Origin of the sequence: Desulfofundulus luciae (assembly GCF_030813795.1) — a bacterium.
GTDB classification, from domain to species: Bacteria; Bacillota; Desulfotomaculia; order Desulfotomaculales; family Desulfovirgulaceae; genus Desulfofundulus; species Desulfofundulus luciae.
Genome location: NZ_JAUSUX010000009.1, coordinates 17,220 through 39,024 on the forward strand (window position 1 = coordinate 17,220; position 21,805 = coordinate 39,024).

A 21,805-nucleotide genomic window follows, 5' to 3' on the forward strand; every position below is an offset into this window, starting at 1 on the left:
TCAGCCCGGTTAAAAATTCTCTCTTCTGCTGTCACCAGGGGGTAAAGTGGAAGGCGCCGAAGCAGTACATTCCATCTTCATAGCCTGCCAGAAGCATTTGCCTACCCCCCGAAATTTAAATCCTATCTTAAAATCTGTACATCGAATTGTAAGGGGGAAGGGGTGACATATGTGTGTCGGAGCAAAAAAGTTTTTTATCATCCTCGCCGCCGCCGGTAATTAAACGTCGGGTTGATCATTTACTTCTCTCTTTTGGTAAACGTTCGCGACCCTCTCTGCCATCGCGCGCATCTCCTCTCGCAGCCACCGGGGCTCCAGCACCTCCACCATATCTCCCCACTGGAAGAGCCAGCCCACCATCTCGACGATGCCGCAGACCTCGAAGGAAACCAGGGTGGAACCGTCGGGCAATTCTTCTTCGATTTTCTGGGAAGGGTGATAGAGTACATTTTTCACCCGGTGAGCCACCCGTTTGTTAAATTTGAGCAAAACCCGGCAAACTTTTCCGTCGTTGATCACGCCCCAGCTCGAGGCCATGTAGCCGGAGAGGGAGAAATCCCCGGGGTATTCAAAGCGTTCGGTAGTATAGGGAAAAATGTCTTTGATTTGGTCAATCCTAAAGACCCGGATGTCGTTTCTTTTCAGGCAGCGGCCAACCAGGTACCAGTTCTGGTGCTTGCAAATTAGGCCGTAGGGCTCCACCACCCGTTCGGTCTCTTCCCCGCTATGGGTGGTGTAGTACCAGATTTTGACCCGGTGGGAGTCCTTGATGGCCTGCACGAGCGCGTTAAAGAGGCCGCCCACCTTCTCCGGTTCGGCCAGGGTCTCTTCCACGATGTGGATGCGTTTCTGGAGCTTTTCTACCGCCAGTTCTTTGGGGTCGTAGTGGTACTTGAAGAGGGTGGAAACGAGGGCGTCTTTGATTTCGTTGAGGTGGCCGGAGAGGGCGGAGCCTTTTTGCTGGAGCAGACTCAAAAAAATGACCGTCGCGGTCTGGGGGCTTAAACCGGGCAGGTAGCCGGCCTTTATGCCCACGCGCACGGTTTTGCCGGTCTCCTGGCGGACCAGGGGAACGCGCAGGTAGTTTTCGATGGCGCTTAAGTCCCGGTAAATTTGGCGCTCGCTCACTTCAAACCTTTCGGCCAGTTCTTTGACGGTAACGCCACCGTAAGGGGTCTTTTTGTTGAGCCAGTCGATGATCATGTTCAGCCGCAGGCCCCGCGTGGCGTCTTTTTTTGCTCTACCCGGCACGACGGACACTCCCGGCGGATATTTTTTTCATCTGCTGCAAAAATCCCGTAAGCAAAAGAAGGTTGGCTGGTTCATTTCTTTACGTAATTTCGTTGGAATGCTACAATTTTCCTGCCGGGGGAATTACTTTTTTGCTAATGTTCCAAATTAAGATCGGCCCGGTAAGGCGGCAAAAAAGAGTTAATGAAGGTGTTTCTGGTTAGCAGGGAGGCGAACTTTTCTCCCAGGGCGAGGATTTCTTCAAACCGCGCCAGCTCTTCCAGCCAATTCCGGGGTATTGCCTCACCGTACTCAAAAGTACCTGTTTAACCCTGCCTCACCGGCAGTAAACGCACCGGTCCAGCCCCTTCACCCAGCCCGTCCAGGGAGAGTCTTTATCCTCCCTGCCGGCGGCGGCGCGGGAAAACATGTCCGCTTGAGCGTCCAGCAGGTCGAGCTGGTGCAGGAGAGCCGCTTCCAAAAACTTGGGCCGCTTGGGCGACTGCCACTCATAGCGCCCGTGGTGGCTGATGAGGATGTGCAAAAGCTTCAGGCGCAGGTCTTCCGGAAAGTCCGACACCCTGGCTATATAGCGGTCCAGGAGCAGTGCTCCGGAAACGATGTGCCCTAAAAGCCGCCCTTCGTCGGTCTGCTCTATGGCGCCGCGGCAGCGGTATTCATACACCTTGCCGATATCGTGCAGGAGCGCCCCGGTCACCAGCAGGTCCCGGTCAGCCTGCGGGTAATCTCTGGCGATACCGTCCGCGGCGGCAGCCACGCCGACGCTGTGGACCAACAGCCCGCCCAACATGGCGTGGTGGTACTGAGCTGCGGCTGGGACCAGGCAGAAGGCTTGATAAAAATCCGGATTAGAAAAAAGGAGGGAGAGTAGTGCTTTTAAGTACGTATTGGTTAATGAATCAATCAACTGTTGGAGCTTTACTTTGGCTTCCTCCAACCCTTCAGCGGAAGGGATGAACCTTGCCGGGTCAATTTGACCATTCTCTTTAACGATGGAATCGATGCACAGCTGCACCACCCCGTTGTACGCCACGGCCTGGGCCTCCACGGCAACGATATCCCCCACTTTCAGCCGGGCTCCGGCCTCCTCGGCCCCTTCCCAAAGCCGCCCCTCCACTTCGCCGGTTCGGTCGACAAGCGTCACCGCCAAAAAATGCCCCGGCGCCTCCCGGTAGGGAAGGAGCCTTTTTGACTTCAGTGCGAAGACCCCGCGCACGTTCAGCCCGGGGCGAATCTGTTCAACCAGCAGTTCAGCCATTTTGACCCCCCTCTACAGTCGAGCCCTCCGTCTCCTGCTCGGCCTGCTCAGCGGGCCGCTGCTCCTCTCCGTCTCCCGGTCCTCCCTGGCAAAGATAGCCAGGTGTATCACCCTGCCGTCCAGGGCCAGACAGGAGCCGACCAGCTCTTTAGCTTTTATGCGCAGGTCTTCGCCCAGCCCCACGGAAGGATAACGCGCCACCCGGGCGGCAGCGATTTTTTCCAGCAGTTGCTCCGCGGCGCTATTTTCAGGCTCCTTTTTGTCCCGGCCGTCCTGCTCCAGGGCGTCTAAGGCATAGCTTTCGAGCATCTTTGTGTGCAGTTTGCGCAGAGTCGCCGGGCTGTCGAAGGCGTCGAGGCAGACGAAGCACCCGTTGATAAAAACAGCCGCACCAACCTGCCCCTCCAGGGGCGAAAAGGCCGCACAGTATTTTTTCAATTTCTCCTCATGGCTTTCGTATACCCTGTTAACCGCCCCGGTGGGGGACTCCGCTCCCATTTCCCTCTGTTTGCGCTCAACCTCATCCCAGATGGCGCTCTGGTCTGCGCTAAAAGCCCTAAACGCGTGGAGGCTCTCGGCAACCTGCGCAGATTTCTGGGCACGCAGGCGCGCGTAGGAGAAGCGCCGGCTATCCGTGAACTTCTCGGCGACGTACCGCCAGCGGCCCTGCTCCACGCAGCTGACCGGTATCTCCAGTTCAGCACGGGGACCCACCAGGACGCTGGCGTTCACCACACGGTTCTGCTTCGCTCCCGTAAGGATTTCCCCATCCAGGATAAGAACTGCAAAGTCACTTTTGTTCAACACAAGGACTTCATTTACGCTTCCGGTTTCACTTACCTCCCCCACCTCGAACAGGTCCTGTGCCAGGGCTTCGTCCAGCAAAAGGTAGCCGGGTTCCTGAAACTGCGTCCCGATCAGCGGGAAGACGGTCAGGTTCTCGAATGCCTGGGGTTCACCAACCCGCAAAGTGTGCAGGAAATTTACCAAAACTGTCACGCCCACCATCTCCTTAAAATTTACTTAACCCAATTGTACCGGGTGGTCGTGACATATCTCTGTCAATCAAATTGACATCTGCACCATACATAGTCAAGGCCATAGTGGAAAAGCTAATATGCGGAGGTGATGAATGGAGATGGCGGATATCACCATTCATCTGGAACCGGTTATTAATGAATGGGGAATAGCACGGCTGCAATCCGCTTTAAACGACCTGGGCGAAGATGATGAGCTCAATATCGTTATGGAAACCGCAGATGCTCATCAGGCAGACCAGGTTACGGAAATCCTGGAGGCAGCAGGTTTTGACTACCACCCCCGGGGCAGCCATGACGGCAGGCTCTATCATATCATTGCCCGTCGCAAGGTAAAGTAGCTGGAGAATTCAATTCTTTCCACCTTTGTAGCTCTTGCGGGGTTTCCCGGGGCCGGCCCTGCCAGAGGACAAAGGACAGCAAAACCAAAAGGGTACCACAGACCAGGGGAAAATACTGGACCGGGCCGGCCAGGAAACCCCGGCCAGCAGCCATAGCCGCACCGTAGAAACCCAGCCCGGGGATCATCACCCCGTAGTTGCCGGCGCCCAGCTCCATCAGCATGCCGGCAAGGGCTAAAAGCCCGGCCAGCCATGCAAGCCACGGTAGCAAATCCAGCAGCGGGGCCACAATTTCCCCGGCTGCCCCCAGGAAAATGAAGTATCGCCCGTAATGAGCCGACCGCACAAACCAGGCATACTTTTCCATGTTCAGGGCATAGAAATCACCCAGGAGAAAAAATACCTCCCGCCAGGCCTTTAATTTCTGCCACCAGTTCAGCGTCGGAGTGATCACCGGCAGGGAATCCAGGGGGTGTTTTCGTCCGGGGTAAAGGTAGCCCAAAAGTTCAGGCACCAGAGCCAGGCCCAGAGCGGCAACTCCTACCGGCCATTGCCCGGCCACAAGGTGGATATCGCCGCCCAGTAACACTGGCAGGTACACCGCGGTCAAAAAGGTTACGGCAAAGAGCAAGCTGTGCAGCAGGCGCCAGGAGGACGCCCAGAGGGGCAACAGACAAAGCCAGATCATGGGAGTGATCATCACCCCCACATCACCTACCCCGGCACCCCGCACAAAAAGACCGGTAACAAGGGCCCACCACAAAGTAGTGACCCAGGCCCGGGGTGAATGGTAATAAGTGGCAAAGAAATGTGCCCCGGAAAAAAGGCGGTATGCCGCAAAAACGGCAACGACCAGCATTATAACCGCCAGTGCTTTCGCAAACAAGACTTTACCGCTTACCCCGAAGATTGCCGCAGCAGCAACCACGGCCCCCAGGCAAAAGCCCCCCAAAAAGCAAGCCTGCCGGACGCGTCCAACCCGCCAGGAGGTATAGAACCCCAGGAGCAGGAATAGCAACGGGTGATATAAAGTCTGCCCGGTTAACACCGCCGGGACGGCTATGGTTGCCCCCTCCAGAAGAGACACGGCAGGCAAACCGGCCCCACCGGGCCGACGGGAAACTTCTTTTCGGGTAGACACACACCCACCCCCATCAGTCATATGCTATTCGACAGGTGGCTTTCAATTCCTGCTCTGGCAGGGGAGGCGCCATCACTGCTAATACCGGGACGGAACTTTTAAGCCTGCCAGCAGGAACCGGGCCAGAGACGGCGAAAGATTTAAGTAAATGTTCAGTAAAAGGAGTTTTCTCATGCGCTGGCTTGCAACCATCTGCCTTAACGGGCTGGCCCTACTGTTGATTGATTTAATCGTACCGGGGTTTCGGATCGTGGGCATCGGCCCGGCGGTACTGGCAGCCTTTGTCCTGGGTATGGTAAATACTTTTGTGCGGCCGGTGCTTTTATTCCTTACCCTGCCGCTAACGGTCATTACCCTGGGCCTGTTTATCTTTGTCATCAATGCCGTAACCTTCACCATAACTGCCTGGCTGGTACCCGGCTTTCACGTTTATAGCTTTGGCGGTGCCTTCTGGGGGGCTCTTCTGACCAGTGTGGCCGGCTGGTTGATCAATCTTCTATTTGAAAGTTGAAAACTTAATGATAAAATAGCAATAAGCCCCGGAGCAGGTTACGGGCGCTCGGCCCGGGCAAGTATACGGAGGTGGGAGCGGTGATCCGTGTGCATGTGAAAGGAATTGCCTATGATATGTCGGGCAACCCCATTATCCTGCTGACCGATCAGGAGGAAGAAAGGGTGTTACCCATCTGGGTGGGATTGCTGGAAGCCCACTCCATTGCCGTAGCCTTAGGGCAGGTAGCCGTACCCCGTCCCCTGACCCACGACCTGTTTAAAAACGCCTGTGAAGCTATGGGTGCCCGCATTTCCCAGGTGGTGATCACCGACTTAAAAGACAGCACTTTTTACGCGGAGGTTCACCTGGCACTACCCGAACATGGTCTGGTGCTGGACGCCCGCCCCAGTGACGCCGTGGCCCTGGCTTTGCGGGCGGCGGCACCGGTATATGTAACCGACAAACTCACGGAGCATATGCTTTTTATCAAGGATCTTTTTGATGAGGAAACCCGGGCCGAACTGGAAAAGATCTTTGAGCTTGCTAAAGAATATAAAAAGTCCCTTCACTAACGCACAATTTAAAGAAAACTAACAAAACCCTTCTGTATCGCTAAGAAGGGTTTTTTTTACTTTCTTTTTACCCATACCGCAGGAGATTAGTAATTAAAGGACAGGGCAAAATAACACTAAATCAAGCATGAAACAGTCAAAAAAGGAGGTGCCCCATGGCCAAACCCTATATTCCCGGGGACAAAGGTTACCAAAGACCCGAAACCATTGCGGACCTCCACCGCCCGCCGGGAATCCCTCAACCAAGGGAAATTAAATCCCAAAAGGCACAACTGGAAAGCGCCCACCGCCACGGAACCAACAAGGCGGTAAAATGGCAGATGTCCTGTAAAACAGGGCGGAGGGAAAGAAACCCGGAAGTCAAGTAACCTATCCTCCATTTTTCAAGCGGCCCGGGGGGGACCCGGCCTCAAAAGTCACCGGCAGGCGGGGTGCAGGCGGCCAGGGCACCTCCCTGCTGTTCCCTCTGCAGGCATACGGCATGCTGGATGATCAAACGATATACTTTTTCCACCATCGCCGGATCCACCCCTTTTAGTTGGGCCAGGCGGCGCACCCGGGCCAGCACCCGGGATTCCCGGTGGGGATCGCGCACCGGGCAAAAGCCCGCCTTTAATTTCCCTATCCGGGCCACCAGGGCGCTACGCCGGGCCAGCAATTCCACCACTTGTTCATCCACCTCATCGATGACCTCCCGCAACCTCTCAATTTCCTCCCATTGGACCGGGGATCGGGATACCGCCTCCCCGGTGAACCCGGCCTCCACCGTTGAGGTGCTGGGGATGCCGCCAGCAGGCCGCTGTACTTTATCGACCGAGTCGGCAGTGTACTCAGGCCCGCTCAAGTCCGCGGGGTAGGAACCGAGCACCCTCAGCTCTGCCCGGGAAGCCACCGCTTCTAATGCTTCCTGTACCTGTTTATCATGCCGGTGGCCCACCAGATCAATGAAAAACAGGTACTCCCCCAAACGGCGCCTTGAGGGGCGGGACTCTATACGCGTCAGGTTGATCCCCCTTTCGGCAAACTCCCCCAGCACCTCGTGCAGTGCCCCCGGGCGGTGGGCCACGGAAACAATAAGGGTTGTTTTGCAGTCCGGCGCCCACCTGCCGTCCTCACGGCCGACCACGATAAACCGGGTGGCGTTGCCGGAGCAATCATTAATTTTTTCCACCAGCACTTCCAGCCCGTACTCCCGGGCAGCCGTTACGGGGCCAACGGCTGCCCAGGGAGCACCGGTGGAAGCCACCAGGTGCACGGCAGCGGCCGTGCTGGCGGTTTCCACCACCTGAGCTCCGGGCAGGTGTCTGGAGATGAACTCCCGGCACTGGGCCAGGGCATGGGGATGGGAAAGCACTCTTTCAATCGTCTTCAGCGACACTCCCGACGGAGCCATAAGGCAGTGGACCACCGGCAGGATGACCTCCCCTTTAATGCGCAAGTCCGGGAAAGTATGGGCCAGCAGGTCCTGAGTCTGGTTAACCGCCCCTTCACTGGAATTCTCCAGCGGCACCACCGCTTCGGTCACTTCTCCCCGCACCACCGCCGCAAGCACTTCGTATATGGACGGGAGGGCTACCATTTGGACATCCCCTGCTGGCTGCCGGGCCAGGTACTGCCGCACCGCCAGTTCCGAAAAGGTACCACATGGGCCAAGGTAACCGATTTTTTTGTCCATGGCTCATGCTCCTTTCTTTCAAGCCGCCCGCCCCACGGCAGCAGCCACCGCCCGCAATTCCTCCATCAGAGAAACAAACTGCGCCGGCGTGAGGGACTGGGGGCCGTCACAAAGGGCCTGCGTGGGCTCGGGGTGCACTTCAATCAGCAAACCATCGGCACCGGCAGCTACCGCCGCTCTGGCCATGGGGCCCACCAGCCGCCGGTCACCCGTGGCATGGCTCGGATCCACAATCACCGGCAGGTGGCTTAAAGACTTCACCAGCGGCACGGCACTCAAGTCCAGGGTGTTGCGGGTGGAATGCTCAAAGGTGCGGATACCCCGCTCGCAAAGGACTATCTGCCCGTTACCTTCGGACATGATGTACTCCGCCGCCATCAGCCACTCTTCCACTGTAGCCGACAGGCCGCGTTTGAGCAACACCGGTTTGCCCGAGCGGCCGACCATCTGTAGAAGGCGAAAATTCTGCATGTTCCTGGCCCCCACCTGGAGCATATCAACGTACTCAACGGCCAGCTCCAAACTGCGCTCATCCACCACTTCGGTAACCGTGGCCAGCCCGGTTTGGCGGGCCGCTTCCGCCAGCAGTTTTAAGCCCTTTTCCCCCAGCCCCTGGAAGCTGTAGGGGGAAGTGCGGGGTTTGAAAGCGCCGCCGCGTAAAATAGCCGCACCGGCCTGCTGTACCATGTGGGCTGCTGCAAGCAACTGCTCCCGGCTTTCCACGGCACAGGGCCCGGCAATGACCGCAAGCTGGCTGCCGCCAATGGCCACGTGACCCACCCGGACAACGGTGTTTTCCTCCCTGGCTTCCCGGCTGACCAGCTTGTAAGGCTTCATGATCGGCACGACCCTCTCCACCCCCGGCATGGTTTCAAGTCCCAGGGAATTAAGTACGCGCCGGTCGCCTACGGCGCCAATGACAATCCGCCTGACCCCATAAATGGGGTGGGCAGAAAAGCCGCACTCCTCCAGACGCATAATCACCGCCTCGACCTGCTCGGCGGAAGCCCGCCCGTCCATAACCACTACCATTTATTAATCCCTCCATTCATGATTCTAAAAATAAAAGTCCGCCGCTTTCATCCCTGGGGACGAAAGCAGCGGACTTCCGCGGTACCACCCCAATTGGCCGGAAAAACCCGGCCCCCTCGAGCAGGGTACGGGAAAAACACCCCCTGCAGCAACGGGAAAAATAAAAGCTCCTCGCACCTTTAGGGACGAGAAGCATACTGCTTTCCGCGTTACCACCCTACTTGACCGTAAAAACGGCCCACCTCAACACAGGGTACGGGAATGTGTCTTTCCGATACCCCCTTCCCGGTAACGTGGGAAGACAACGGCACAGCCTACTTGCCCGCGGTAACGGGTTTCAGCCTGCATCTCCGGGGAGAACTTCAACCGGTCATGTTCTGAAGGCGCTTCCAGTCGCCGACGCCTCCTCCCTGGAGAACTGTTTCCGGCCTACTTTTCCCCTTCATCGATTTTAGGGATATAATTAATTTATGCCTTATTATAAAAGAAAAACTCCGGCAGCGCAAGGGGGCTGGTCGTCCTTTTTGACTTTAAATAAAAGCCGGCTTGATAGCATCCAGCACCTTTTGCACCTTTCCCGGTGCATCGGGGCTTCCCCGGTTGACGGCGTCCCACGCCGCCTCCACACCGGCAGCCAGGTCCCGGTTCAAATGTGATTGTGTTTAGCCGATCATCTTTCGAAGTCTGTTGAGTGCTGGGCGGCCATTTTTCATCCCCTGTTGGTGGCGCTGAATGTGTCGTACCTACCCCGCGACCCCTGCGGACTTCAAGGCTTCAATGTCCTGCTCCCGGTAGCCCAGGCGGCGCAGGATCTCCGCCGTATGCTCCCCCGCCCCCGGGGCAGGAAAATCGGCTTCTACCTCCACGCCCCGCAACTTGAGGGACTGGGCAACCGTGGTTATGCTCCCTTCCCTGGTGGGAAGCTCCATAAATAAATTCCTGGCCTTAATCTGGGGATGTTCCGGCACCTCGCTAACATCCAGAACAGGCTCGATACAGGTGTCAACTGTACCAAATAGTTCCATGATTTCGGCGCGCGTTTTACTGCTAAAAAACTCCTGCACCGCCTGCCGTGCCTCGTCGTCCTCCCTGTGCTGCAGGGGCAGCAGGTCCGGCCGCCCGGCAACGTTACAAAAAGTCTCCCAGAACTTGGCCTCGAGATTGCCCACACTGACATAGCGCCCGTCCCTGGTAGCGTAGATGTTATAACAGGCCCGGCCCCCGTTCAGTTCTTCCGTGCCGCGGTGGGGCTCACCGGCCCCCGCCAGGTACTGGGTGAGGTAAAGGGTCATCCACGATACCACCGTGTCCGTTAAAGATACATCCACGTAAGCACCACGGCCAGTCGTAAGGCTTTTTACGTAGGCCGCCAGGATGCCCACCACCGCCATCAACCCGCCGCTCAGGTCGGCCACCTGCACGCCGGGCAGGACGGGCGGGCCATCCCGGTGGCCGGTTAAACCGAGGGCACCGGCAACGGCCATATAGTTGATGTCATGGCCCGGTCGCCGGCTGTAAGGACCATCCTGACCGTAACCGCTTAAGGCGCAGTAAACCAGCCGGGGGTTCTCGGAAGATAAAATTTCGTAACCCAAGCCCAGGCGCTCCATTACCCCCGGTCTAAAGCTCTCGATCAACACGTTAAATTCCCGTACCAAACGCAGGAATATTTCCCGCCCCTGTGGTGCTTTTAGGTTTAAGCGCATGGACTTCTTGTTGCGGTTGACGGCGTGAAACCATACGCTCTCCCGCCCCAACCGGGGCCCCATTTCCCGCATGTAGTCTCCCGCACCCGGATCCTCGATCTTTAGCACCTCGGCACCCAGGTCAGCCAGGATCATGGTGGCATAGGGACCGGGCAACAGCCGCGTTAAATCCAGAACCTTCATATTTTCCAAAGTCCGGTACAACAGTTTTCGCCTCCCGGTTGTTTTACAAAAATTATACCAGGACAGCGACTATTGTGGTAAGATTTAGATTAGTTGAAATAGCCGCAGCCCGGATAAAGGAGGAATTTTATAAATTATGGAAAGCCTCATTCCCTTCTTTCACCCCCGATCTGTAGCTCTCATCGGCGTTTCCACCAAAACGGGCCTGCAGGCCTTTAACATACTGGAGCAGGTCCTGGCCGGCGGCTACCGGGGGCGCATTTATCCCGTCAACCCCAGGGGAGGGACCATATTAGGCCTGCAGGTTTACCGGTCGGTCAGCGAAATCCCCGGGACACCCGACCTGGCCGTAATCTCCACCCCCCGCACGGCAGTACCGGATGTGGTCAGGGAATGCACGGCCAAAGGCATTAAAGCCATAATCATAATTACCCAGGGTTTTGCCGACGCCGATGAATGGGGAAAACAGACGCAACAGGAATTGCTGGAAACAGTACGGGATGATGGAACGCGCATTGTCGGACCAAATACCATCGGCGTCATAAACCTTTACGAAAACCTGAACACTTCTTTCATTGGTTTCCTGCGGCAAAAGGCCGATACGGCCATGATTTGCCAGTCGGGCATCTTTTTGCTGGGTGCGGCCGACTTTACCGCGGGCATTGGTTTGGGAGTGGACATCGGCAATGCCGCCGATGTAAGTTTTACCGAAAGCCTGGCCTACCTGGGACAACAGCCCCAGGTGAAGGTCATCAACCTGCACATGGAAGGGATTCAGGACGGGCGCCGGTTCATGGAAGTGGCCCGCCGGGTAAGCAGGGTAAAACCGGTGCTTTGCCTGAAAACCGGCTGCAGCGAAGCGGGTGCCCGGGCCGCCAGTTCCCACAGCGGCTCTTTAGCCGGGGAGGATCACGTCTTTAGCGCCGCTTTTAAACAATGCGGCATCATCAGGGTGCGGGACGTAGAGGAAATGCGCTACTTGAACAAAACCTTCCTCACTTACTCTTCCATGCCCGGGCGGCGCGTAGCCGTGGTGACCATCAGCGGAGGGGCGGGCATCATGGCCGTAGATGCCTGCAGTGCTTACGGCCTGGAAGTGGCCCGGTTCAGCGAAAAAACCCGGCAAAAACTGGCGGCCGTTTTCCCCGGCTGGATGGAAGTAAATAACCCGGCGGACATCTGGCCCGCAGGTATGGCCAGGGGATACCTGGATGTCCTGGAACTGGCCCTGGATACGATATTAGATGATCCGGGCGTGGACGCGGTTATGGTGATCAGTCCGGCTTATCTGGACCCCGAAGAAGACCCGCGCCTGGACATTTCCTCCACGATCAACCGGATGGCTTCCCGGTACCCGGGAAAACCCCTGGCCCTGTGGATTTTTGGCGGTTACCGCCCGGAACTGGCGGCCAGGTTGGAAAAAGAAAACCGGGTGGTGGTCTATCCGTCCCCGGAACGGGCCATGGCTTCTCTGGCAGCTTTATACCGCTACCTGCACGAAGTTAAAAGCCGCACCCCCTTATCCCCACCGGTCTTTTCCGGCATCCAGGGGGAGCGCATCGAGGCTATCCTTGAAACAGCCAGGCAGGAAGGGCTCAAAACCATAAACGAAACCGCCCTGGAAATTCTACGGGCGGCCGGCATTCCGGTGCTGGCCTCCCAGGTAGCGCAAAGTGCCGGGGATGCCGTAAAAATAGCCGGAGTCCTGGGCTACCCGGTGGTAATGAAAATTGTCAGCCCGCAGATCTCCCACAAATCGGACGTGGGTGGAGTGAGAGTTAATTTGACCGATGCCCGGGCGGTGGAAAAAGCCTATTCCGAAATGTTAGCCAGCGTTTCTGCCCGGGCACCCCACGCCACCATCAAGGGAGTGCTCATCCAGCCCTACAGACCCGGTGAAGTGGAGGTACTCCTGGGCTGCAAGCGCGATCCCTCCTTTGGACCGGTTCTGGTCTTTGGCCTGGGAGGAATTTATACGGAGCTGTTCCGGGACGTTTCCTTTGCCGTCGCACCAATAAACCGGGAGGAGGCTCTGAACATGATCAGGGAAACCAGATCCTGCCGGTTGCTCCAGGGGTACCGGGGACAACCCCCGGCAGACATCGACGCCCTGGTGGAATGCCTCCTGCGCCTCAGCCAGGTGGTCACCCGGTGGCCCGAAATTATGGAAATGGACATCAACCCCCTTTTAGTCGGCCCGCAGGGCGCGGTGGCCGTAGACGCCCGCATAACCATAGGATGATATAGAAAGGAGTTAAGGGAACAGGTGATCATGGCCGATAATAATTACTGGAAAAGGGTTGCTTTTCGGAACTCACGGGGGTTAACCCTGGCCGGACTGTTATACGGTTCGCCGGAGGAAACAGGTGATATTGTCATTCACTGCCATGGCTTCACGGGCAGCAAAGAAGGGGGTGGACGGGCCCTGGAGCTGGGTGCCGAACTGGGCCGGCGCGGCTGGTCCACCCTGGTCTTCGATTTTGCCGGTAATGGTGAAAGCGAGGGAGACTTCGCGGACATTACCCTTTCGGGACAGGTCGACGACCTTACCTGCGCCGTGGACTGGGTGCTCAAACAGGGGTATAAACGGATTGTTACCGTGGGGCGCAGTTTCGGCGGTTCCACGGTCATCTGCCAGGGAGCCCGGGATCCCCGTGTGGCCGGGGTGTGCACCTGGGCCGCCCCGGCCAGATTAATCGATCTTTTTGCCTCGTTCACCGGTGAACCCATTGACGGCCCGGAAGAAATGGTGGCCATTGCGGGAGAACGCGGCATCATCTACTTAAAGAAGGCTTTTTTCCAGGACCTGAAGATCTATGATGTTCCGGGAGATGCAGCGCGCCTGGCCCCCCGGCCCCTTTTAATCATCCACGGCACCAGAGATGGCGTCGTTCCGCCTGAAGACGCCCGGCTCATTTCTGACGCGGCCGGGGAACCCAGGGAACTGGCCTGGATTGAAGAAGGGGATCACCAGTTCGCGAAACATTATCATCAGGTCTGGAAAACCCTGTTTTACTGGCTGGATAAGCATTTTAAAAGGCCGGTCCCCTAAAGCGAGGAGTGTAAAAATTGTTGGGAAAGAAAGTGCTTCAAGGAAAGAAAAACCCTTCCCCGGCCCCGAACAGCAGGGAAGCAAGCCCCACCTACCGGGCCGCCGTGGATACGGGGGGTACATTCACGGATATCTGCCTGCTCCGGGAAGATACCGGCGAAATATTTATATCCAAGGTCCCCTCCACTCCATCTGATCCGGACCGGGCCGTGTTGGATGGCCTGGCCAGGGCGGCAACTGCGGCCGGGCTGGACCCGGCGGGATTAAAACTGCTCCTTCATGGCACCACTGTGGCCACCAACGCCCTCCTGGAAGGCAAGGGTGCACCGGTTGCCCTCCTGGTTACCCGGGGCTTTAAAGACCTTTTGCTCATCGGGAGGCAAAACCGGCCAGCCCTTTACGATTTCTGGGCGGTAAAACCCCGCCCCCTTGTTCCCCGCCGCCTTACCTTTGAGGTAACGGAACGGATCACGGCGGGCGGCCAGGTATACATTCCGCTGGATGAAGGGGAAGTGAAGGCCATTGTGGAAGAAATCCGCCGGGCCGGGGTATTTTCTATTGCCGTAAGCTTTCTGCACTCCTACGCCAACCCCCGGCACGAAGAACGGGTGCGGGAAATTATCGCCCGTGTTTACCCTGCCGCCCGGGTGACCCTTTCTTCAGACATCCTGCCTGAATTCCGGGAATACGAACGCACCAGTACCACCGCCATTAACGCCCTGGTTCAGCCCCGGATAGCCGATTATGTAGCCCGCCTGAAGGAAGGTTTAAAGGGCATCACCGGCCCGGGGATGCAAAGCAGAAGGCCACCCGGTTTGTTCATCATGCAGTCCAGCGGCGGCATGCTGACGGCCGACCAGGCCATGCGGGAAAGCGCCCGCACCGTTCTTTCCGGTCCCGCTGGCGGGGTTTTAGCCGGGCTGTTCCTGGCCCGCCAGACCGGCCGCCCCAATGTGATTACCGCCGATATGGGTGGCACCAGCATGGATATCTGCCTGATTAAAGGGAAACAACTGCGCTATACCACGGAGGGCACCATCGGCGGTTACCCGTTGAGCCTGCCCATGCTGGATATCCACACCATCGGGGCGGGCGGGGGCAGCATTGGCTGGGTGGACGGCGGTGGAGCCCTGCGGGTGGGGCCTGCCAGCGCCGGAGCCGCTCCCGGTCCGGCCTGCTACGGCCTGGGAGGAACGGAGCCTACGGTTACCGACGCCAACCTGGTGCTGGGACGCATCAATCCCAACCGGAGTTTAAATCCCGCGCTCACTTTACAGCCCCGGCTGGCCAGAAAATACCTGGAGGAAAAGATTGCCCGTCCTTTAAAACTTACCGTTGAAGAAGCCGCGGCAGGCATGATCCGGGTGGTAAATGCCGCCATGGCCCGGGCCGTACGGGTTGTTTCGGTCCAGCGGGGCCACGACCCCCGGGATTTCACCCTGGTCGCTTTCGGCGGGGCCGGGCCCCTGCACGCCGTGGAACTGGCTCGGGAGCTGAATATTCCCTACGTGCTCATTCCCCGTTACCCCGGGGTTACCTCCGCCCTGGGGATGCTCCATGCCGACGTGCGCCGTGATTACGTACGCACGGCGCTATTGCCTTTAAACGACACGGAGCCGGACCAACTGGCGGACCTTTACACACCTCTCGAAGAAAAAGGCCGCCGTGAGCTGGAACAGGAGGGATTCTCCCCCTCGGAGATCATTATTACCCGCCAGGCAGATTTACGCTACAGGGGCCAGTCCTATACCCTGACCCTGCCATTGCCCGCCGGTCAACTGGCTCCGGAAGACCTGGCCATTTTGCGGCGCAGCTTTCACCTGCTTCACCGGCAGGAATACGGATTTTGCCGTGAGGAAGCCCCTTTAGAGGTGGTCAACCTGCGGCTGGTGGCCATGGGAAGCCTGCCCCGCCCCGCCGTTTCCACACCCGTAAAAAAGAAAGGTTCAAGGTTGATGCCCGAACCGCTGGAAGAGCGGCCGGTGTACTTTGATGACCGCTTCTTACCCACACCGGTTTATCGCCGCAACCATCTGGAACCAGACATGAGCCTGAAGGGGCCGGCGGTAATTGAGCAATCCGACACCACCACCCTGGTCTGGCCCGGAACATCCGTACGGGTAGACCAGTGGGGCAATCTCATCATCCATGTGGGGGGAAGATAGGTGTCCCAATTAGATATAGACCCCGTACAACTGGAAGTAACCCGCCACGTCCTGCAATCGGTAGCCGAGGAAATGGGCGCCATCCTTACCAGAACGGCCCTTTCCCCCAATATCAAGGACCGCCGCGACTGTTCCACCGCCATCTACACCGCCGACGGCCGGCTGGTGGCCCAGGCGGAACACATTCCCCTGCATCTCGGCCTCATGCCTGCGGTGGTGCAGGCGGTGTTACGGGAATATCCCCTGGCGAAGCTTGAGGACGGCGATGCGGTCATCATCAACGACCCTTACATCAGCGGCTCCCACCTGCCCGACATCTGCGTGATCAGCCCCGTCTTTTACCGGAACAGGCCCCTGGCCCTGGTGGCCAATCTAGCCCACCATGTGGATGTGGGCGGTGCAGTCCCGGGCAGCATGTCCACCCTGGCCACGGAAATTTTCCAGGAGGGCATCCGTATACCGCCGGTTAAAATCCGCAGGCGGGGCAAGATCAACCAGGAGCTTTTAAAGCTGGTGTCCCACAACCTGCGGACCACCAGGGAGTTTCATGGTGATATCCAGGCTCAGCTTACAGCCAACGACCGGGGGATAAAAAGGCTTGTGGAGCTGGCGGAGCGCTACGGGGCAAATGCATTGAAGCAGCATATGGAACAAATCATCAGCTACACCCACCGGCGGCTCCTCGCTGCCTTAGAAATAATACCCCCGGGGACCTACGAGTTTGAAGATTTCCTGGAAGGGGACGGCCTGGAAGAAAAACCTATCAATATCCGGGTAGCCGTCACCCGGCACGGTAAAGGGCTTACGGTAGACTTCAGCGGTACCCACCCCCAGGTAAAAGGGCCGGTTAATGCAACCAGGGGGGTAACCCTGGCCTGTGTCTACTATGTGGTAAAGGCAGTGGTGGACCCCGATTTGCCTTCCAGTGACGGCCTCAACCGGGCTGTGGAGGTAGTTACACCCGAAGGCAGTCTGGTAAATCCCGTCTTCCCCGCCCCGGTAGCCCACGCCAACATTAATACAGCCCAGCGCATTGCCGACGTGCTCCTGGGTGCCCTGGCTCGGGCGGTGCCGGAGCGGGTAACGGCAGCGGGAACGGGAAGCATGAGCAATTTCACCGCAGGCGGCGTCGACCCCACCACCGGCACCTACTATTCCTACGTGGAAACATACGGCGGCGGCCAGGGAGCAAAACACAACCAGGACGGGATGGACGGGGTGCACGTGCACATGACCAACACCCGCAACACGCCGGTGGAAGTAATCGAGCAGTCTTACCCGCTAAGGGTGGAGCGCTACGCCCTGGTTCCCGATTCGGGTGGGGCCGGAAAACACCGGGGCGGCCTGGGCATGGTGCGGGAAATCACCGTTTTAAGGGGAGAAGCCACAGTTGCGGTAAGCACTGAACGGGCAAAATCGCCGCCCTGGGGCCTGGCAGGCGGTTTGCCGGGACAGAGGGCAATGGCCGGAGTGGTCCGGCAGGCAAACCCCGCCTTTGCAACCCCGGGTTTGGACGGGGGTTCTACCGGACGGCTACCGGCAGCAGTGGCGGTAAGAACAGAAAGATACGGGATACAGGAATCCAAAGGGGGAAAATTTACCTGCCGGGTACCGGCGGGAACCACCATTATCCTGCAAACCGCCGGCGGGGGTGGTTACGGTCACCCCCTGGAACGGAATCCGGAGCTGGTGCGGCAGGATGTGCTGGAAGGGCTGGTCAGCCGCCGGGCCGCAGAAGAAGTGTACGGGGTCGTATTCTCCGCAGATCTTGAGGTAGACTATGAGGCCACCGTCAGGCAGCGGAAAAAATTGCGCCACAAGGAGCAATGAAAACATAAAAGTCAGCATGCTTCGCCGGGCTATTTTGGACTGCCCCCCTATGGACAGCAAAGAACCGTTTATGATATAATTTTAGAGAATCAAACTGGTTGGTGGTTACCGGCAAATACTCTTCTCCTGGATGAGGGAGCGGGTAGTTTGTGTTTGGGCCCCTGAACCAGTAAGTCCCTGAAAGGAGAGGAGTATTTGTGTCTTACGAGGACAGAGTGCTTACCTGCCGTGATTGCGGCGCCGATTTCATCTTCACCGCCGGGGAACAGGCCTTTTACGCCGAGAAAGGCCTGCTGAATGACCCCACCCGCTGCCGGGATTGCCGCCGCCGGCGCAAACAGCGCAACAGCGGTAACGCCGCGGGAATGGAGCGGCAGATGTACGATACCTTCTGCTCCACCTGCGGTGCACCCACTCAGGTGCCCTTTAAGCCTACCGGCCGTAAGCCGATTTACTGCCGGGAATGCATGGCGGCAAACCGGCGGGCAAGCTTCCGCTAGTTTTCCCACCGCAGTAATTACCCTACCTTAATACAGGTAGGGTTTATTTTTTGGGGTGCCCGGTTGCCGGCTGCTAACCAGCGGGCCAACCGGAGCGGAACAAACCAGTCCATGGATGGAGGCGCGGCACTGGTGTTTCAGAGAAAATAACGGTATAATGATGGGAGAAGGAAGGTGATTTCAGTGATCGATCCCGTAGCCATCCATATAGGCCCGTTTCAGATCCGCTGGTACGGTATCATTATGGCCACGGCCTTTTTAACCGGCATTTTTTTAGCCTTGCGCCGGGCGAAGCAAAACAGGATGGACCCCAATCACATCTTGAATATGGTTACCTTGATTATCCCGGCGGCCATCATAGGTGCCCGCCTGTATTACGTCATTTTTGAATGGTCCAGTTACCAGCAGAACCCCCTGGAAGCCCTGGCCATCTGGCACGGCGGGCTCGCCATCCACGGCGGCCTGTTCGGGGGCACCCTGGCGGGGGTGTGGTATGCCCGCCGGCATAAACTGTCCGTCCCATTGCTGGCCGACATTTTGGCCCCCAGCGTCATCCTGGGCCAGGCCATCGGCCGCTGGGGCAACTTCATCAACCAGGAAGCCCACGGGGGCCCTGTATCCCCGGAGTTTATGGCTTACTTCCCGGACTTTATTCGCCGGCAAATGTTTATCGACGGCCAGTATTACCATCCCACATTCCTGTATGAATCGCTGTGGAATCTGGCTGTGTTTGCCTTCCTGATGTGGTATTGGCCCAGGAAGCGTTTCAGGGGAGAGGTAGCCCTCTTATACTTGGGCCTGTACTCGGCAGGGCGCTTCTTTATCGAAGGTTTGCGTACCGATAGCCTGATGCTTGGGCCGGTCCGGGTGGCCCAACTGGTCAGCCTGCTCCTGATCGGGCTGGCCGTGACGGGAATATGGTACGGGCGGGCGAAAACCAGGACCAATATCCCCCGAAGCTCCAAACAAGACACCCGTTCCAAGTTACGTTCTAAGTAAGGAAATAAAGGCGGGCGCCAAATTTTAAAGGATTTTTAACAGGACGGCACAACAGTTTGCCAACCGGCCCAATCTTTAATTTAACAACGAATTTTTTAGACGCAGCCCAGCCTGCCAGGCATTGCTGCGTTTTATTGTTTCGAGACCCCTGGCCCTGGTTACCACAGGCAAACTTGCCTCTTTGACCACTTTATGGTAAGCTCAAGATATGATGAGAATGGGCACCTTTTGTCACACCCGGTCGTTTTAACTCGCAAGGAGGGGAACTTGTGGCCAAACCCTGGTTGGAGGAGCTTAAATTTGAGCTTTATGGGCTGGCCATCATAACCCTGGCACTTCTCGGCATGGCCAGCTTATTTACCCCGGCGGCAGGAACGGTAGGGCACTTTCTTGCCCGGGGTTTGACGGTTACCGCCGGAAGCGGCCGTTACCTGCTGCCCGTAATCCTGTTTTTTTTCGGGATAAAAGTTATGCGCGAGCGAAAGGTTAACGTGATAACCCCCCGTGCCTGGGGCCTGGTAATATTGCTGATCAGCACCCTCACCTTTCTGCACTTGTTTATACCGCCGGACCAGTTCTTTCGCGCCGCCTGGCAGGGGCAGGGCGGCGGGCTGGTGGGAGCCGCCTTCAGCTATTTACTGCATCTGTGTTTTGGCGTCGCCGGAAGCTATATCCTGTTGACCTTTCTCACCATAACCGGCCTTGTCCTGCTCACCGGCCAATCCCTGGCCAGGTTTCTGGGTATTACAGCTCAAGCCGTACGCAGCACGGCACAGCTCCTGGGGAAGCGCTTGTCCGACTTTTTCTTTGAAGAGGTGGAGGTGGAAGAAGCGGACACCCGGAAACAAACCAGTCCCCCTGCCCTTCCTGAAAAAAAGGACAACCTTCCCCTGCCGCAACCAGATGCCCTGGCCGGAGAGACGGAAACACAAGAAGAGAACATCAAAAACCGCCGGCAGCAAAAGGAACGGCGCAAGCAAAACACCCGGGAGCAGGAGACGGAGGTGGTCCCCTGCGCCCTGGCCGACGGCCGCCCCTACCGGCTGCCCCCCACCGGTCTCCTGGCTAAACCCAGGCCCCGGGATAATTCAATTTTAGAGCGGGAGATTGCCGAAAAAAAACAAATTCTTGAAGAAACCCTGGCCAGTTTTAACATTCAAGCCCGGGTGACCCAGGTATCCGTGGGGCCGGCTATAACGCGGTACGAAATCCAGCCCCCGGCCGGCATTAAGGTCAGCCGCATTGTGGGCCTGGCCGACGACATTGCCCTGGCCATGGCAGCACCCGGTGTACGTATTGAAGCGCCCATCCCCGGTAAGGCAGCCGTGGGCATAGAGGTGCCCAACCGGGAAATAGCCACCGTGCAACTGCGGGAATTGCTGGAAAGCAGGGAGTTTATGGAAAGTCCCTCCCGCCTTACCGTAGTTTTAGGCCGTGATATCGCCGGGGCACCGGTGATCGCGGACCTGGGTAAAATGCCCCACCTGCTGGTAGCCGGTGCTACCGGCTCGGGGAAAAGTGTGTGCATTAACACGTTAATTGCCAGTATTTTATTCAAGGCTACTCCCGATGAAGTTAAATTTTTAATGATCGATCCCAAGATGGTGGAATTAACTACTTACAACGGCATTCCCCACCTGGTGTCTCCGGTGGTTACCGACGCCAAAAAGGCCGCCGGGGTTTTGCGCTGGGCGGTAAAGGAAATGGAGCGGCGTTATGAGCTTTTTGCCCGCACGGGGGTAAGGGATATTAAACGTTACAATGAACTATTCCGGACAGCCGGAAAAAAACCGGCAACAGATGCCGCTCCACCCCCTGATGAAACTGCAGCGGCCACAACGACACAGCCGGAAGGTCCCCTGCCCTTTGTGGTGATCATTATTGATGAACTGGCCGATCTGATGATGGTCGCCCCCGCCGACGTGGAGGACTCCATCTGCCGGTTGGCCCAAATGGCCCGGGCTGCGGGGCTCCACCTGGTTGTAGCCACCCAGCGTCCCTCGGTGGACGTGATCACCGGCTTAATCAAGGCCAATATCCCATCCCGCATTTCCTTTGCCGTCTCCTCCCAGATGGATTCCCGGACCATCCTGGATATGGGAGGGGCAGAAAAACTGCTGGGCAAAGGAGACATGCTCTTTTTCCCCGTGGGGGCTCCAAAACCCATGCGCGTGCAGGGAGCCTACTTATCGGATCAGGAGGTGGAAAACCTCACGTCCTTCCTGAGAGAACAGGCTCAACCGGTATATGACCAGCGGGTAATGGAAGAACCGCCGGTGGAAGAGGAAGAGTCCAGGGTGGAGGAAGAAGATGAACTGCTTCCCCAGGCAGTAAAAATACTTATTGAAAACGGCAATGCATCCATTTCCATGCTCCAAAGAAGGCTGCATATTGGTTATGCCCGGGCCGCCCGGTTGATCGACATTATGGAGCGGCGGGGCATCGTGGGCAAATTTGAGGGCAGCAAGCCCCGGGCCATTTTAATGACCATGGAGCAATATCAACAAATGTTCGGTCGCACTGGTTGACTTCTAATGCTGCCGGTGATACATTTTTAGTAACGGCAAAAC

18 protein-coding genes and 1 other annotated feature are annotated in these 21,805 nt (G+C 57.5%); of the genes, 11 read left to right on the forward strand and 7 right to left on the reverse strand.

Annotation, left to right across the window (positions count from 1 at the left end; all coding sequences use genetic code 11):
- Positions 1 to 219 precede the first annotated feature (219 nt).
- The 3 genes from J2Z49_RS06875 to J2Z49_RS06885 all read right to left on the reverse strand — a co-directional run bounded on the left by J2Z49_RS06875 (position 220) and on the right by J2Z49_RS06885 (position 3,508).
- Positions 220 to 1,251, reverse strand: a complete 1,032-nt coding sequence (locus J2Z49_RS06875; protein WP_307401243.1) for a helix-turn-helix transcriptional regulator — start codon at positions 1,249 to 1,251, stop codon at positions 220 to 222.
- Positions 1,252 to 1,567: 316 nt separating this feature from the next.
- Positions 1,568 to 2,509 (reverse strand): 3'-5' exoribonuclease YhaM family protein, encoded by a 942-nt coding sequence (locus J2Z49_RS06880; RefSeq protein WP_307401245.1) that lies wholly within the window; start codon positions 2,507 to 2,509, stop codon positions 1,568 to 1,570.
- A gap of 12 nt (positions 2,510 to 2,521) precedes the next feature.
- Positions 2,522 to 3,508 (reverse strand): ARPP-1 family domain-containing protein, encoded by a 987-nt coding sequence (locus J2Z49_RS06885; protein ID WP_307401248.1) that lies wholly within the window; start codon positions 3,506 to 3,508, stop codon positions 2,522 to 2,524.
- 133 nt (positions 3,509 to 3,641) lie between these two features.
- Between J2Z49_RS06885 and J2Z49_RS06890 the strand changes: the two genes are divergently transcribed.
- Positions 3,642 to 3,887, forward strand: a complete 246-nt coding sequence (locus J2Z49_RS06890) for a hypothetical protein (RefSeq protein WP_084061972.1) — start codon at positions 3,642 to 3,644, stop codon at positions 3,885 to 3,887.
- Here J2Z49_RS06890 and J2Z49_RS06895 read toward each other — a convergent pair.
- The gene (locus J2Z49_RS06895; RefSeq protein ID WP_307401253.1) at positions 3,862 to 5,028 is read right to left on the reverse strand and encodes a hypothetical protein; all 1,167 of its coding nucleotides are present in this window, start codon (positions 5,026 to 5,028) and stop codon (positions 3,862 to 3,864) included. The two genes, J2Z49_RS06890 and J2Z49_RS06895, sit on opposite strands and share 26 nt — an antisense overlap.
- A 172-nt stretch (positions 5,029 to 5,200) precedes the next feature.
- On the opposite strand from J2Z49_RS06895, the gene J2Z49_RS06900 reads away from it, so the two are divergent.
- The 3 genes from J2Z49_RS06900 to J2Z49_RS06910 all read left to right on the forward strand — a co-directional run bounded on the left by J2Z49_RS06900 (position 5,201) and on the right by J2Z49_RS06910 (position 6,461).
- Positions 5,201 to 5,539 (forward strand): phage holin family protein, encoded by a 339-nt coding sequence (locus J2Z49_RS06900; RefSeq protein WP_307401255.1) that lies wholly within the window; start codon positions 5,201 to 5,203, stop codon positions 5,537 to 5,539.
- An 80-nt stretch (positions 5,540 to 5,619) separates the two neighbouring features.
- On the forward strand, positions 5,620 to 6,093 hold the full coding sequence (locus tag J2Z49_RS06905) for a bifunctional nuclease family protein (RefSeq protein ID WP_307401257.1): 474 nt from the start codon (positions 5,620 to 5,622) through the stop codon (positions 6,091 to 6,093).
- Between the two features lie 155 nt (positions 6,094 to 6,248).
- Positions 6,249 to 6,461 (forward strand): hypothetical protein, encoded by a 213-nt coding sequence (locus tag J2Z49_RS06910; protein ID WP_307401260.1) that lies wholly within the window; start codon positions 6,249 to 6,251, stop codon positions 6,459 to 6,461.
- A 41-nt stretch (positions 6,462 to 6,502) separates the two neighbouring features.
- Here J2Z49_RS06910 and pheA read toward each other — a convergent pair whose 3' ends face one another.
- The 3 genes from pheA to J2Z49_RS06925 form a co-directional block, all read right to left on the reverse strand.
- Positions 6,503 to 7,768 (reverse strand): prephenate dehydratase, encoded by a 1,266-nt coding sequence (pheA, locus tag J2Z49_RS06915; RefSeq protein WP_307401263.1) that lies wholly within the window; start codon positions 7,766 to 7,768, stop codon positions 6,503 to 6,505.
- 18 nt (positions 7,769 to 7,786) lie between these two features.
- Positions 7,787 to 8,800, reverse strand: coding sequence for a 3-deoxy-7-phosphoheptulonate synthase (aroF, locus tag J2Z49_RS06920; protein WP_307401266.1), 1,014 nt, complete (start codon positions 8,798 to 8,800; stop codon positions 7,787 to 7,789).
- A 178-nt stretch (positions 8,801 to 8,978) separates the two neighbouring features.
- Positions 8,979 to 9,255: a binding site (T-box leader), on the reverse strand.
- A gap of 288 nt (positions 9,256 to 9,543) precedes the next feature.
- Complete coding sequence (locus J2Z49_RS06925; RefSeq protein WP_307401269.1) at positions 9,544 to 10,710, reverse strand: CaiB/BaiF CoA transferase family protein; 1,167 nt, start codon at positions 10,708 to 10,710, stop codon at positions 9,544 to 9,546.
- A gap of 115 nt (positions 10,711 to 10,825) precedes the next feature.
- Here J2Z49_RS06925 and J2Z49_RS06930 point away from each other — a divergent pair, with 115 nt between their 5' ends.
- From J2Z49_RS06930 to J2Z49_RS06960, 7 genes are all read left to right on the forward strand, one after another.
- Positions 10,826 to 12,931 (forward strand): acetate--CoA ligase family protein, encoded by a 2,106-nt coding sequence (locus J2Z49_RS06930; protein ID WP_307401272.1) that lies wholly within the window; start codon positions 10,826 to 10,828, stop codon positions 12,929 to 12,931.
- 30 nt (positions 12,932 to 12,961) lie between these two features.
- Entirely contained in the window at positions 12,962 to 13,741 is a 780-nt protein-coding gene (locus J2Z49_RS06935; protein WP_307401489.1) for an alpha/beta hydrolase, read from the forward strand.
- Between the two features lie 17 nt (positions 13,742 to 13,758).
- A complete protein-coding gene (locus J2Z49_RS06940; RefSeq protein ID WP_307401275.1) occupies positions 13,759 to 15,906 on the forward strand; it encodes a hydantoinase/oxoprolinase family protein in 2,148 nt (715 codons plus the stop codon).
- The gene (locus J2Z49_RS06945; protein WP_307401279.1) at positions 15,907 to 17,736 is read left to right on the forward strand and encodes a hydantoinase B/oxoprolinase family protein; all 1,830 of its coding nucleotides are present in this window, start codon (positions 15,907 to 15,909) and stop codon (positions 17,734 to 17,736) included. It begins immediately after the preceding gene.
- Between the two features lie 197 nt (positions 17,737 to 17,933).
- The gene (locus J2Z49_RS06950) at positions 17,934 to 18,236 is read left to right on the forward strand and encodes a zinc-ribbon domain containing protein (protein ID WP_307401281.1); all 303 of its coding nucleotides are present in this window, start codon (positions 17,934 to 17,936) and stop codon (positions 18,234 to 18,236) included.
- Positions 18,237 to 18,410: 174 nt separating this feature from the next.
- Positions 18,411 to 19,235, forward strand: coding sequence for a prolipoprotein diacylglyceryl transferase (lgt, locus tag J2Z49_RS06955; RefSeq protein ID WP_307401284.1), 825 nt, complete (start codon positions 18,411 to 18,413; stop codon positions 19,233 to 19,235).
- A gap of 269 nt (positions 19,236 to 19,504) precedes the next feature.
- The gene (locus tag J2Z49_RS06960; protein ID WP_307401286.1) at positions 19,505 to 21,763 is read left to right on the forward strand and encodes an FtsK/SpoIIIE family DNA translocase; all 2,259 of its coding nucleotides are present in this window, start codon (positions 19,505 to 19,507) and stop codon (positions 21,761 to 21,763) included.
- Positions 21,764 to 21,805 lie beyond the last annotated feature (42 nt).